The 13,931-nt window shown below is 38.2% G+C and carries 10 protein-coding genes and 1 pseudogene; 7 read left to right on the forward strand and 4 right to left on the reverse strand.

Annotation, left to right across the window (positions count from 1 at the left end):
- The 5 genes and pseudogenes from C237_RS14795 to C237_RS0112120 all read left to right on the forward strand — a co-directional run.
- Positions 1–246 (forward strand): annotated as a pseudogene (locus tag C237_RS14795) (hypothetical protein); the annotation flags it as partial.
- A 20-nt stretch (positions 247–266) separates the two neighbouring features.
- Positions 267–902, forward strand: a complete 636-nt coding sequence (locus C237_RS14060; protein ID WP_018676724.1) for a hypothetical protein — start codon at positions 267–269, stop codon at positions 900–902.
- Positions 903–923: 21 nt separating this feature from the next.
- Positions 924–2,987, forward strand: a complete 2,064-nt coding sequence (locus tag C237_RS14065; RefSeq protein WP_018676725.1) for a collagen-like domain-containing protein — start codon at positions 924–926, stop codon at positions 2,985–2,987.
- A gap of 13 nt (positions 2,988–3,000) precedes the next feature.
- Positions 3,001–4,440 (forward strand): hypothetical protein, encoded by a 1,440-nt coding sequence (locus C237_RS0112115; protein WP_018676726.1) that lies wholly within the window; start codon positions 3,001–3,003, stop codon positions 4,438–4,440.
- Positions 4,441–4,824: 384 nt separating this feature from the next.
- The gene (locus tag C237_RS0112120; protein ID WP_018676727.1) at positions 4,825–5,544 is read left to right on the forward strand and encodes a DNA-binding domain-containing protein; all 720 of its coding nucleotides are present in this window, start codon (positions 4,825–4,827) and stop codon (positions 5,542–5,544) included.
- A 407-nt stretch (positions 5,545–5,951) separates the two neighbouring features.
- Here the strand turns inward: C237_RS0112120 and C237_RS0112125 are convergent, their stop codons facing one another.
- The 4 genes from C237_RS0112125 to C237_RS0112140 form a co-directional block, all read right to left on the reverse strand.
- Positions 5,952–7,286 (reverse strand): trigger factor, encoded by a 1,335-nt coding sequence (locus C237_RS0112125; protein ID WP_018676728.1) that lies wholly within the window; start codon positions 7,284–7,286, stop codon positions 5,952–5,954.
- 122 nt (positions 7,287–7,408) lie between these two features.
- Positions 7,409–7,981, reverse strand: coding sequence for a hypothetical protein (locus tag C237_RS0112130; RefSeq protein WP_018676729.1), 573 nt, complete (start codon positions 7,979–7,981; stop codon positions 7,409–7,411).
- A 35-nt stretch (positions 7,982–8,016) separates the two neighbouring features.
- The gene (locus tag C237_RS0112135; RefSeq protein ID WP_018676730.1) at positions 8,017–10,380 is read right to left on the reverse strand and encodes a TonB-dependent receptor; all 2,364 of its coding nucleotides are present in this window, start codon (positions 10,378–10,380) and stop codon (positions 8,017–8,019) included.
- A 69-nt stretch (positions 10,381–10,449) separates the two neighbouring features.
- A complete protein-coding gene (locus C237_RS0112140; protein ID WP_018676731.1) occupies positions 10,450–10,860 on the reverse strand; it encodes a hypothetical protein in 411 nt (136 codons plus the stop codon).
- A 124-nt stretch (positions 10,861–10,984) separates the two neighbouring features.
- On the opposite strand from C237_RS0112140, the gene asnS reads away from it, so the two are divergent.
- Both asnS and rpoN read left to right on the forward strand, forming a co-directional pair.
- The gene (asnS, locus tag C237_RS0112145; protein ID WP_018676732.1) at positions 10,985–12,433 is read left to right on the forward strand and encodes an asparagine--tRNA ligase; all 1,449 of its coding nucleotides are present in this window, start codon (positions 10,985–10,987) and stop codon (positions 12,431–12,433) included.
- Positions 12,434–12,436: 3 nt separating this feature from the next.
- Positions 12,437–13,906 carry an RNA polymerase factor sigma-54 gene (gene rpoN, locus C237_RS0112150; RefSeq protein WP_026315684.1) on the forward strand — a complete coding sequence of 490 codons (1,470 nt, stop codon included), beginning with the start codon at positions 12,437–12,439 and terminating at the stop codon, positions 13,904–13,906.
- Positions 13,907–13,931: the final 25 nt, after the last annotated feature.

Consider the following 13,931-nt stretch of genomic DNA (forward strand, 5'->3'; position numbering starts at 1 on the left):
GTAGGCAAAAGTATAGATTTTAGAAATAAGAGCTTAGAAATTAGATATTGGAAAGCATTATGCCGTAGGCTAAATACTTCAGGCAATCACTCATCACTCAAAACTCATCACTTATCCCTCGCCGTAGGCAAAAGGCTTAGAGCTTTATACAACAACTCATTACTTGCTACTGGCAATTTAAAACAATTGGTTCAACTCCTAGTTGCAGGCTTTAGTCCTGTAGCTACTAAACAAATAAATTATTAACAACTTTAAATTTAATTTTTATGAAAAAAACAATTATCAATTTAGCCGTATTCGCCGCAGTAGGCTTGAGTACACAAGTGTTTGGACAGCAAGAAAAAACACAAGGAGTCGTAGGGGTTAACATAGACAAACCGCACGCAACTTTAGAAGTTAAAACTTTTGATGAGAACGGAACCAGTGTAGAGGGTGTTTTGATCCCAAGAGTGAGCCGCCAAAGAGCCGCTAGTATGGGAACTACTGTTGCAGAATCTACGCTTATTTATGTAGACGATGTATCCAACGGAAGCCTTACTGGTACTACTTCTCTAGTAAATGAAAAAGGGTTTTATTTCTTTAAAGAAAAAGTTTGGCAAAAATTAGGAGGAAGTCCGTCTAATACTCGATATGTGTGGAACACGCGAACAGATAACGGAACCACTGTAACAATACTTCCTACTGATGATTTAGTTCGTCTAACCAATAACCAAGGAGGAACTATCAATATGCCTGATGTTATGAGTAATAAAGGAAGGCAGATTTGTTTTTATAATCAGGGTAACGCTAATTTTAGATTTGTGCCAGATATAGCGGTGGGACAATCACAATCAGCAGAGGCAACACTTTCATCTTGTTATATTTCAGATGGTACTAATTGGGTAAATATCACGGCATATTAATAAAATTTGAAATTAAAAATTATGAAAAAAACATATATTTTAATAGGAATATTGGGAATAACTTATTTTACCCAAGCACAGATAAGAACTAACGAAAATGTTAAGGGTGGAACGATAAATACATCTTCTTCTTTTCTAGACGCTTCTTCATCCACTACATGGAATGGTAGTCTAAATTTAGGAAAAGGTCTTGTATTTCCTCGTACAGATTTAGTAGCATTAACTACATTAGTTCAGTCGGGACCTAATGTGGCTAATAATTTTCCTACTCGTATGGACGGTATGGTGGTCTATAATACTGCGACGGGAGTTTCTGGGATTGGGAGTGTACAGGTGAAGCCAGGCTTTTACTACTACGAAAACAAAAGCAATAGTCTTAACGGCGGTACTTGGAAAGCCATGGGAGAAGGAGTAAGTGTAAAAGGAGAAGATGGCAAGACTTTGCTAAGCGGCACAACAGCTCCAAGTACAAGCACTGGAAAGATAGGCGATTTTTATATCAATACCACAACAAACCAAATCTACGGACCTAAAACTTCTTCTTCGTGGGGAGCTTCCACAAGTTTGATAGGACCAAGAGGTGCGACTGGTGCTACAGGAGCTAGAGGACCACAGGGCGTTGCTGGTCCAGCAGGACCAAAGGGCGATAAAGGCGAAAAAGGCGATGCAGGACCAAGAGGTTTAACAGGTATACAGGGTCCGCAAGGTCCTCGTGGAGTAGCAGGCCCTGTAGGAGCACAAGGCCCAAAAGGAGAGAGAGGTGCGACTGGAGCTGCTGGGGCAAGAGGTCCACAAGGTGTTGCTGGTCCAGCGGGTCCTAAGGGAGACAAAGGAGAGCCAGGAGCTAAGGGTGCTACTGGAGCCAGAGGCCCAGAGGGGCCATCAGGGGTGGTAAATGCTACTAGAGGGATTACCTACGACGCTAAAAGCAAAACCGTATCCTTGCCAGCTGGAACGAGTACAAGCCAAGTCTTAAAATGGAATGGCTCTACATGGGCACCAGCGACTGATGCGAATACCATTGTAGGAGCTGCGAATGGTTTAACCAAAAGTGGAAACAATATAGAGTTAGGCGGAACGCTTACGAAAGAAACGACCATTTATACAAATGACAAGCAATTGATTTTTAAGAAAAATAGTAGTGAGAAAAACAATCTAACTATTACTCAGAGTAGTATCATTTTTAATAATAATACTGGCTCGGATGTGGTAGCGTTAACTAAAATCACTAATGGGATATTGTTAATGAATTCACTTAAAAGCAGTATTAAATTAGAGCAGGAAAATATATCATTATATGGCAATGTAGGAATAGGAACAGACACACCAACTGCAAAGCTAGATGTAGATGGAAATATGAAGGTAAAGACGGATGCCGGCTCTTGGCTTACAGGGAAAACAGGAACTTCTGGGATTACGGGGTCAGGTCAAACTTCTAGTTCGTATCATCCATTTTTAAGACAAAAGACCTCTAGTGGACATGTTGTAAATATAGGCGGTTTGGGAGATGTGTTTGGTTTTTATGGCTATGATAAAGGAAGAACACAAAATGGCTATGACTATACAATGGTTATGAATTTAGCGAACGGAAACATAGGTATAGGAACAGATAAACCTTCTGAAAAGTTAGAAGTAAACGGCAAGATAAAAACCACGAGCCTCAAAGGTACTGGTGACCGCGTCGTGATGGCAGATGCTAATGGGGTGTTGAAAATAGGTAATGCGAGTTCTTTAGGTAAAACCTATACCGCGGGTACAGGTATTCAGATAAGTAGTTCAAATGTTATCTCTACAAAAAGTCCAGTAAGAGTAGTTACAGGTAGTACTACATTATCGGCTTCTGATAATGGGGGCTTTGTTTATGTTAACAGTTCTGCAGCAGCTAAGGTTACTGTACCATCTGCATTGCCTATTGGGTTTAGTTGTGTGGTAGTACAAGAAGGCGCAGGGCAAGTTACTATTGTAGGAAGTGGTGTTACACTAAGAACGGCACGAGGTACTAAAACGAGAACCAGATATTCTGCTGTAGGTGTAATTAAATATACCGGAAATGCAGCAACCGTTACAGGAGATGCTATTAAATAACAAATAATGACTTATGAAGAGATTAATATATATAGTAGCTTTGTTTTGTTGTGGTTTTAGTTCGGTAAAAGCACAAGTGGTGCTGGAGGCGTTGGATGCTCCAGATGCGGAATTTATTGTCCCAGACGGATGGGATGTTAATGTACAGCCCGTACGATATTTAGCCTCTGTTTATGATGATAATTATTATCCGTTTAATTCGCTTGATTTAAGTTCTCAGCCTGCCACGGCACAATTAGGAAAAAAAGATGCTAATGGCAAGAAAGATCCATTGCTCAATTATCAAGGGAAAATAGGGGACTTTAGAGGAGGGAGTGGTATTACTATGTTTACGCCAAATGAAGCATTACAAAAACATGTATACGCTGTAAATGTGACTTTCACTGCAAGCTCATCCAATGCAAAAGAATTAGAAATTCCCTCTACGATTGCCACGGCAAGAATACCAGCTAAGTATATAAAAAATTCCGATACAGATGTAGAAGTATATTTAAAATCTTATTTTTCTACAGAACCAACATCTCAAAATTCTTTAAGAGCTTCTGGCGATATTAGTATGCTCCTTTATATATCGGCTGAAAAGCCTATAGATCTTGTTCAGTTAGATATGAATAATGGCATAGGTAAAGATGGAAAAGGGATTCTATTGACTACTTTTGAAATTCCTAGATTAAATGAAACCACTACAACACTTGAAGATGTATTGTTTAACAGAAAATTAGAAGTAAGACTACTACCAGGGATACCAGACAGATATGCTAATCAGAAAACTAGAGATTATGCAGGAAATAGAGCGGAAAATGCTTATGAGCATGATATGTTTTATATGCCAATTTTAGGAACGGACGGAAAAATATGGCTTAATAATAATTTAGGTGCGAATTATTCTAAGCTAGAGGAACCTGTGTTTTATCCTTTTCAAAGAGCTAAAAATATTAGAGATAAAGATGCTTTTGGTTCCCATTTTGAGTGGGGGCGTATGCCAGATGGACATGAGTTATTATCTGGCTTAACTGATGAGAATGAAATTGAAGCGAAACTAAAAAAAATTGGATGGATTAAAAAGGAAGATTTAAAGGAATTTCATAACCCTTGTCCTACAGGCTATCATGCTCCGTCTATAAAAGAATACAAGACATATGTATATAGAGGTAAGATAAAAACAGTGTGGGATTGGCACGAAGATGTATTTAAGGGAAGTGGAAATGGAAGATTTGAAGGTCCTTTTTTCAATAGATACTTTCCTTATGTTAGAGATTTAGTAGGTGAGCTATATTTATGGACATCATCAAATGATTATGAAGATAGTTATGATAATAATACAGGGACTAAAGATGGGAGACATGCTGTAGTTGTTGCTTATTGGAATCTGGGGGGAGTCGTTAGGCATATAGTAAAACATGGTTGGCAGCCAAAAGATGCAGGATACGGCATACGTTGTATTAAAGATTGATAGTTTAACGTCTCTGTGAATAGTTATTTTTCTGTGGGGATAACCATTACTCGCTCTGCGTACGCAAACTCACCTACAGCTCGCTCAAGCGAAGCCTTACCGAGCAAGAGATGGGCAGTAGGCGGAGTGGTGCGCGTCCGAGGGATAAGCCTAGGGAGAAAGGGAGGCAAGCCCGTGTAGTCCTACGGTACGCAGTAGCCCATTTCACTTGCTCTTGATTTTTTTGCAACTTTTTTCATCAAGGAAAAAAGTTGGTTGAAAGAAGAAGTCTGCAAAAGTGGATTATGTGGAGCAAGCGTAAAGAAATGAGGAAAGTACCCCATGGGAATTAAGAAACAAAAAGAAGAATTATGAATATGAATTATAAATATAAACAATAAAATTATGAACAACTTAAAAGCATGGCTTCGTCCTAATCTTTTAACCAAAGACGACAAGGCAGATTTTATTGCCGTGCCGCTGATGAACGGGAGTCTTGGGCTGAAAGAAGTGGTCGAGGCGCTACAAAAAGAGGGTATGGAAATCCAAACCGAGACTGCCATAGACATCATCACACGCTTTAACCGCAAGGCATCGGAATTGGTACTCAATGGGTATAGCGTAAACACAGGCTTGGTGTATATGCGCCCAGCCATCAAAGGGGTGTTCTATGACAAGTCTTTTGACAAGGAAAAACACTCGGTGTATGTAAATGTAAACCAAGGGTTGGAGCTTAGAAAAGCCAGCGAGGACACCAAAGTAGAAATCCTTGGTGAACAAGCCAGCCCGATGAGCCTTTTCAGCATTACCGACAAGGCAACAAACAAAACCGACGGTACCCTCACCAAAGGTAAAAACGCCGAAATCAAAGGGACTTATATTAAGGTAGAGGGCAGCGACCCTAAAAATGGTGTGGTGTTTAAAAACTTAGACAACAGCCAAGAAACCAAGCTTCCAATGGAAAACATCGTTCTTAATGAGCCTTCAAGATTATTGATATTAGTTCCTGCAGATTTAGCGAGTGGTAACTATGAGGTGAGCGTAACCACGCAGTTTAGTAGTGGCAAGACGGTTCTAAAAACCCCACGCACGGAGACTTTATCTACTCCTGTAGTAATCGCTTAGAAATTGGGGAGGATTCTTACAATAGAAAATTTAATAAGGTTAATAAGTGAATTTCGGCTTTGGTCGTACGACCAAAGCCGAAATTTTGTTATCTATAGGGTTGGGTTTGCAGGATTATACGGGTAATTATGACCGTTAGTCCATTGGTTATTAAAGCTTTCAATTAGAGGTTAGTTTGTAAAGGGTGTCTTTGTCGTACGACAAAGACACCCTTTGCTTGCCGACAAACGATGCGTTTGTCGGTAAGCAAAGTCTCTAAGTGGAAAAATATAGGAGTATGCAGTAATGGATAGAAACAAAACCTTGCGCCACCACAAACTCTAAGCTTTTTTACCCGCTCTATTTAAGTGAAAAAATCCCCAGACCGCTTTGCGTCTGGGGATTTTTGGAATTTATATTATGGAAGATTATTTTTGTAATTCTTTCAAGAAATCTTCGTGAGAGATTTTTTCTTCTTTTTTAGTGGCTTTTTCTAAGATCACATCTTTTAACTTAGCCATAGCAACTTCAGAAGAAATTTGTCTTACTTGCTCTTGGTTTTTCAACATTTCCACAGCATATTTCTGAATTTCTTCATCAGATAAATGGTGGATACCATAGATCGCCAATTGGTTTCTTACCAACTGTTCTGCTTGGGCAAGTACATCGGCATAGTCAATAGTAATACCATTATCGTTCATCAATTTACTTTCGATGATTTGATATTTAATTTGGTCTTTTTCAGCATCGAAAATTTCTTTTGCTTGTGCCTCGTTGGTAATGTTTTGGTTAGAGAACATTAACCATTTTACTAAAAAGGCTTCAGGAAGCTGGACTTCTTCTTTTTCAGTAATTTGTTCTAATACTTTGTTTACAAAGTGAACATCGGCATTTTGTTGGAAGTACTCGTCTAACTCTGATTTTACTTTTGCTTTCAATTCTTCTTCAGATTTTACGGTATCTTTACCATACACATTGTCGAATAAGTCTTGATTCAACTCAGCAAGATTCAATTTATAAATGTCTTTTACGGTAACTTCCACTTCATTGTGGTGTAGGTGTTCTGCTTCGTCTTTAGAGAGTCCTAAGCCTTTAGCCAATTCTTCGTCTTTAGTTAAGTCTTCTTTAGATACTTTTACGCTTTCGTCTTTTTTAAGTTTTTTAACTAAAGCGAAAGCAGGTTTATTTTCAGCGTTGATTACTGCATGCTTAGGTGCGTGGTTATGCTCGCCTTCTGCGTCTTCTTCTACCACTTGTTTTACCTCTACGGCGATGTAAGAGTCTTTAGTCGCTTTATCTTGAGGATCTCTTTCTGCAAATCGCTTCTGCATATTTTCTATGCTGGTGTTGATTTCCTTATCAGAGGCTTCAATATTATAGTGTGGTGCTTCGTATTTTGCCAAATCAATAGTAAATTCAGGCTCGAAACCTACCTCAAATGGTAGTTCAATTTGCTCTTGGTTGGTATCCAATTCTTCTACTGGAACAGGTACTGGCTGACCTACCAATCTTAGTTTTTTCTCAGTAATATAGTTGTTAAGACCTTCTGAAACTTGCTTATTGATTTCTTCGTAAGTAAGTCCCGCTTCATACTGTCTGCGGATCATTCCTAGAGGGGCTTTCCCTTTTCTAAATCCAGGAATAGTCGCATTCTTTGCGTAGTTAATCAGTTGTTTTTCAACTTTGTCTTTATAGTCTTTCTTATCCAAAGTAACGGTAAGCAATGCACTTACCTCGTCGTGATTTTTAATCGTAACCTTCATTAGTTCATTTTTTTATGAGTGCAAAAATAAGAAATTTTTATGTTTTTATCAGTATATAATATAAAAAATCTGCTCCTTAAAAAATAAGAAGCAGACCAACAAATAAAATGTATTATGGAATTTTATTTGATATTATAAACTGCGTTGATGTCTTCTTCGCCACCTTTAGCGCTTCCAGCTTCGTTGCCATTGGCATCGGCTACACTTACAGATGCAGGTTTGTGGTGAAGTTTAATATTGACTTTAGCGCCATCTTTCGGTGCAGAATTTACAGTCCATTGGGTTTTAAGTCCAATTTTAGTCCCATCTTTTCTCGTGGTATTAGCATCGTCTGTTCTTTTGATATTAACGCTCACCTCAGCAAAACGATAAGTAAAGAAGTGGTCTTCTTTTTCCTCAATGATTTCTTCGGTAACATTGTGGGTGTGGTCCTCGTGCGGCTCTTCTAGAGAAAGGGTAACATCATAAACATTTCCATTTTTTAGGATAATGTCTTTGCTGGCATCTTCTCCTTTAAATGTGGTCACTTGTACATCGTTAGCATCAGCTTTGTTGACGATAGTTGCCGTTAGATACTGTACTTCATCATGATTGTGAACATCTTCTGGAATTTTGTGGTCATCGCTTCTACAAGAGTTTAATGCGAAAACTGTAGCTAATGATAATGCGAATGGTTTTAAAAATGATAGTTTCATAATGTTTGTGTTTTTTAATTAGTTTAATGTTTGTTTTAAAAATGATAATTAATGGTAAGGGTTACATTTCTACCCAGTGCATCAGAGAAAAACCTTAGTCGATTAAGATAATCTCGATAAACGGTATTGAATAGATTGTGAACCCTTAGATTCAACTTAAGATGTTGGTTAAAAGCGATTCCTGTATTGAGGTTTACCAATTGATACCCCGCTGGTGGTGTACTTAAATCTAACCATTCTGTGCGTACGGTATTATTCTCGTAAACATCATAGGGAATAGCTCTTAAGGGAAATCTTTGTTGTTTAAATATAATTAAATGCTCTACGCCGATATGCCAAGGGTTCTTAGTTTTAGATTGATAAGTCAATGTATTTTTTACCTGCATTGGTGGCATCAAAATTAAAGGTTCGTTGTGGGTGTCGTCTTGTCCGTAGACATAACTAAACGCTGCATTCCATTGCCATTGAGGATTTATTTTTGCAAAAGCCTCGGCATCTACACCCCACATTTTGGCTTTAATTTGCTGATACTGCCATACAGGAAAATTCCCTTTAATGGTACTTTGCACACCATTAGGCGTTTGATTAATAAACGAATCCGACCATAAGATATAAGGACTCACGCTGACCCCTAGTTTTTGATTATTAAAATCTAAATGTAATTGGGCTTGATAGGTGTTTTCCTTTTGTAAAGAAAGGTCGCCTTGTTCTATAATCGCTGCCGCATGGTGCAAGCCATCGGCGAAAAGTTCTGCCGCATTGGGCGTTCGGCTATTGTGTACGATATTCAACTTAGCATTGAGGTATTTCATCATTTGATAATGAACTCCCACCGATGCCGAAATATTATGATAATACAACTGTGGATGGACTAAAGTTTTAACGCCTTTTTCTTCTAATACAAACTGAGGATAGCGAGAACTAAACTTTGCCCAGTCTTTATTGAGATAATATTTATACGCATCATAATAGTTGAAATCGTACCGAGCCCCGATTTCTGTATGCCATTTTCGTTGATGGTATTTTAAAATCGAGAACACGCCTGCTTCATACTTTTCGTAATCGGGAATTAATCGAGAACGCTCGGTTTTTGGGTCGGGATAGTTGACTTGATAACCACCAGATACACCGCTTTCTAATGTCCAGCCTTGTCTTTGTAACAAATGTGTTAAACTAAGATTTTGGGTGGTCAATAGTAAATCCGTAGCGGGTTTTGGGTTGTAATGGCCTCTACGAATATCAAATTCATAGCGGTGATTTTGCTGATAAGCATATGCCAAACTGAATTTTCCCCAAGCGCCAAAGCGTTTATAGGCCTCAATTTTAGCCGTCTGATGGCTGACTTCTTGTTTAGGGTTTTCAATGTTATAACTGAAGTTTCCCGTATAGAACGCCAATCCATGATTGATGGCATCGGCAAAATTGCCTGCATTGCTGATGTGTGCCCCTTTATAGATTCCAAAATTTTGGTGGATTAGGCTGTATTTAGCACTTATGCCATATTCATATTCCTTTTTTTGGATGGCAATATGGAAGGCATTTTCTTCCGTTCCAGTATTTTGTAAACTATAATGTGGGGTTTGCAAATCGCCTAGCTTTTTGGCAGACCCTTGCGTCCGCACCGACCAACCATTTTGCCAGGTTTTTGCTACATCAGTATTTAGGGCTAATCCTTTACCATTACTAATTCCAGAAAGGCTAACTTTACCTATAATAGTATCTTTTTTTGGATAGTTTGGCGATTCCAAAAGCACTGCGCCACCTATAGCATCGCCACCGTATTTTAAGGCTTCGGCACCTCTTACTAAGTCGATGTGTTCATAGGCGTTTGTATCTACATTAGGCGCGTGTTCTACACCCCATTCTTGTTCTGCCATTCGTACGCCATTATTCAAAACTAAAATTCTACTGCCATAGAGTCCATGGATAACAGGTTTAGAAATATTATTCCCCGTTTTCAGTGTATGAACCCCAGAAATATTGGATAATATATTCCCCAAATTTTCTGTCGTTTTTTCCTCTAATGCTGTTTTATCTAAAGTTTTAATGATTGCCGTACTTCGGTTTTGATGGAGTCCGTGTAATACTACGGTTTTTATCTCTTGGGTATGGTGTTCTAAATAGATATTGATGTGTAGCGATTGGGCTACACGAATGGTTTTAGTATAAGGCTGGCACTCACTATGGGTAACATGGATTTGGTATTGTCCTTCTTTTGCGGAAAAACTAAAAAATCCTTTAGTATTCGTGTGTGCGACTACTTTTCCATCAAGTTGAATGGTAGCATGGCTTAGTGCGGAATTGTCGTGTAAGTCTTTGACTTGACCTTCCACACGATACTGCTGTGCGTAGAAACTATTACTCCATACGAGTAACAGACCTATCCAAAAAAGTTTCATTGAATTAATATATAAAATGTTAAGAACCCTTGTCCTATTGAAATAGAACAATATAATTATTGAGTGATATTAGGCTATCGTAGGTGGGGCTCTTAGCGAGAAATAGATTTTTTCTGATACTAAATGTTCTAAAGTATAGGCATCAGAAATTTTATGATAAGCGACGACTTCTAAAGTATTGAATTCCGTTTTTTCAGGGATTAAAGAATGCCCAGTGGAAAAAAAGTGACAAATTAAACAGTCGTCTAATGTTTTAGATATTTGAGTCTTTACCGCGTGGGTATGGTCTTTAGTGTAAGATGCTAATTCTAAATTGTCAATGCCACTATCGTGATGCTGGTGCAAAACACTAGACAATACCAACAGCAATGCATAGAAACTAGAAAGTACAATGCTCACCTGGTTTTTAATATGTCGTGTTTTACTAAACATCTGTGCAAAGGTAGAGAATGCATTTATAAAATCTAAATACTTTAACATTTTTTATAATTAAAGTAATGGGACGATTTATGTTCAAAGATAATATTTGAATGTGAAAATTCCGCACTTTATCAAAAATTAAGCCAATTTTTTTTACATTTGCAGTTAGAGATTTTAAAATACAATGGAAAAACAAACGATAAAAGACATATTAAGCGATTACAAAAGTTTATTACATCATGATATTACCGTGCAAGGATGGGTAAGAGCTTTCCGTTCTAACCGATTTATTGCACTTAATGATGGTTCTACAATTAACAACCTTCAAGTGGTGGTAGACTTTGAACAATTTGATGAAGATACCATTAAGAAAATTAATACCGCAGCTTCGCTAAAGGTAACGGGCGAAGTTGTAGAAAGCCAAGGCGCAGGGCAGTCGGTAGAGATTGTGGCGAAGAAAATAGAATTATTAGGCGACCATTATTTTGATGAGCTGCAGTCAACGATTCTTCAGCCTAAAAAACACTCTTTAGAAAAATTAAGAGAGCAGGCACACCTTCGCTTTAGAACCAATTTATTTTCTGCCGTATTTAGAGTAAGAAGTGCGGTGAGTTTTGCGATTCATCAATTCTTTAATGAAAATCAATTCTATTATATCAATACACCCATTATCACAGGCGCCGATGCAGAAGGAGCAGGTGAGATGTTTGGGGTGAGCAATTTTGACCTTAACCATATTCCAAAGGATGAAAATGGTGCGGTAGATTATGCTCAAGATTTTTTTGGTAAAAAAACTAACCTTACCGTATCTGGTCAGCTAGAGGCAGAAACAGCGGCAATGGGCTTAGGTAGAGTGTACACTTTTGGACCAACATTCCGTGCGGAAAATTCTAATACTACGCGCCACCTTGCTGAATTCTGGATGGTAGAGCCAGAAGTGGCTTTTAATAATTTGGATGATAATATTGATTTAGCAGAGCGTTTCTTAAAATATGTGATTCAATATGTGCTAGACCATTGTCAGGATGATTTGGCATTTTTGGATAAGCGTTTTGCAGACGAGCAAAAACAAAAACCAGAAAAAGATAGAGCGAAAGAAGGCTTAATAGAAAAGCTTGAAAATATTGTAAAAAAACGCTTTAAGCGCGTAAGTTATACCGAAGCGATAGAAATTTTGCTTCACTCTAAAGAAAATAAGAAAAAGAAATTCCAGTTTCCTGTAGAGGAGTGGGGCGCCGATTTACAATCGGAACACGAACGCTATTTAGTAGAAAAACACTTTGAGTGTCCAGTAGTATTATTCGATTATCCAAAAGATATTAAAGCATTCTATATGCGTTTGAATGAAGATGGCAAAACAGTAGCGGCGATGGATGTACTATTCCCAGGTATTGGCGAAATTATTGGAGGTTCGCAGAGAGAGGAGCGCCTAGATGTTCTAAAACAAAAAATGAACGAAATGAATGTAGATGAACACGAACTTTGGTGGTATATGGATACCCGAAAGTTTGGTTCTGTACCGCACGCAGGCTTTGGCTTAGGCTTGGAACGCTTGGTACTTTTTGTAACGGGAATGACGAATATCCGCGATGTGATTCCTTTCCCTAGAACCCCTAAAAATGCAGAGTTCTAAATTATGCTGAAACAAAACTTACAAATGAAATTGGGGCAAAAATTAGCCCCTCAACAAATACAACTGATGAAACTCATCCAGTTGCACACCCTTGATTTTGAAAAAGAACTGGAGCGAGAATTGGAGGAAAATCCAGCCCTAGAAAAAGATGGGGACGAGGAAGCATCAGAGGATGATTATGCAGAAATTTCAGAATTAAATGATGAAGATTCGGAAACCATAGAAACGGATTTTGATGTAGACGAATATCTTTTTGACGATGAACCGTCTTATAAAACGGCATCTAGCAACTATTCCCCAGATGATGAGGAATTTGACCAGCAAAGTTTGCTTACCGAAGGACAAACCATCTACGATTATTTGATGGAACAAATTCACCTAAGACGCATTTCTGGGGACGATTTAAAAATTGCAGAATACATCATCGGTAACTTGGATAACGACGGCTACCTTCGTAGGGAAGTAAAATCTTTGGTAGATGATTTGGCATTTTCTCAAGGAATTTACACTACGGAGGCGCATGTCTTAGATATTTTACTTAAAAGGGTTCAGAAGTTAGACCCGCCAGGGGTTGGGGCAAGAGATTTGCAAGAATGCTTATTGCTTCAAATTCGATTTAAGCTCAATACCAATCCTGATGAGTATACCGAACTGGCAGAGGAAATATTAGAAACCCAATTTGATGCGCTGACGAATAAACATTACAAAAAGATAATGCAACGCCTCAGTTGTTCGGAAGAGGAACTGAAAGAGGCGATTGATGAAATCAGCCACCTTTCCCCACGATTGGGCGGTAATTTTGATACGCAAACCATTACCATTAACCAAGAAATTATTCCAGATTTTACCATTCAGGTTAAGGATAATAAGGTGATTCCATTACTCAATAGTAAAAATGCACCACAATTGCGAGTATCCAACGAATACCGCGATATTTTGGATACCTATTCCCAAGATAAAGATTCTAAAGAGCATAAAAAAGCGGCGTTATTCATTAAGCAAAAGTTGGATGCGGCTAAATGGTATATAGATGCCGTTAATCAAAGACAAAATACGCTGATGCAAACCATTTCGGCGATTATTAAATTGCAACACGACTATTTCTTAACGGGCGACGATAAGTCTTTAAAGCCGATGATTCTAAAAGATGTAGCCGATATTACTGGGTTTGATATTTCTACCATTTCTCGTGTGGTAAAAAGTAAGTATGCGGATACTCCAAACGGAATTTTATTACTAAAGGATTTATTTTCGGATAGTTTGACCAATGAAGATGGTGAGGAGGTGTCTACTAAAGAAATAAAAACTTACCTTCAAGAGGTGGTAGACAACGAAAATAAACGCAAACCTTATACCGATGATGCTTTGGTAAAAATTCTAAAAGAAAAAGGCTACAATATTGCCAGAAGAACTATTGCCAAATATAGAGACCAACTGAATATTCCAGTGGCAAGATTAAGGAAAGAGTTGTAAAAATTTAAAAAGCCAGTTCAATAAA

Origin of the sequence: Riemerella columbina DSM 16469, assembly GCF_000374405.1 — a bacterium.
Classification (GTDB): domain Bacteria; phylum Bacteroidota; class Bacteroidia; order Flavobacteriales; family Weeksellaceae; genus Riemerella; species Riemerella columbina.

Excerpts from the sequence above, each read along its gene's own strand:
- C237_RS0112130 (WP_018676729.1), bottom strand. The coding sequence starts at position 7,981 with ATGAAACTATCATTTTTAAAACCATTCGCATTATCATTAGCTACAGTT.
- C237_RS0112140 (WP_018676731.1), bottom strand. The coding sequence starts at position 10,860 with ATGTTAAAGTATTTAGATTTTATAAATGCATTCTCTACCTTTGCACAG.
- rpoN (WP_026315684.1), top strand. The coding sequence starts at position 12,437 with ATGCTGAAACAAAACTTACAAATGAAATTGGGGCAAAAATTAGCCCCT.
- C237_RS14060 (WP_018676724.1), top strand. The coding sequence starts at position 267 with ATGAAAAAAACAATTATCAATTTAGCCGTATTCGCCGCAGTAGGCTTG.
- C237_RS0112125 (WP_018676728.1), bottom strand. The coding sequence starts at position 7,286 with ATGAAGGTTACGATTAAAAATCACGACGAGGTAAGTGCATTGCTTACC.
- asnS (WP_018676732.1), top strand. The coding sequence starts at position 10,985 with ATGGAAAAACAAACGATAAAAGACATATTAAGCGATTACAAAAGTTTA.
- C237_RS0112115 (WP_018676726.1), top strand. The coding sequence starts at position 3,001 with ATGAAGAGATTAATATATATAGTAGCTTTGTTTTGTTGTGGTTTTAGT.
- C237_RS0112135 (WP_018676730.1), bottom strand. The coding sequence starts at position 10,380 with ATGAAACTTTTTTGGATAGGTCTGTTACTCGTATGGAGTAATAGTTTC.
- C237_RS0112120 (WP_018676727.1), top strand. The coding sequence starts at position 4,825 with ATGAACAACTTAAAAGCATGGCTTCGTCCTAATCTTTTAACCAAAGAC.
- C237_RS14065 (WP_018676725.1), top strand. The coding sequence starts at position 924 with ATGAAAAAAACATATATTTTAATAGGAATATTGGGAATAACTTATTTT.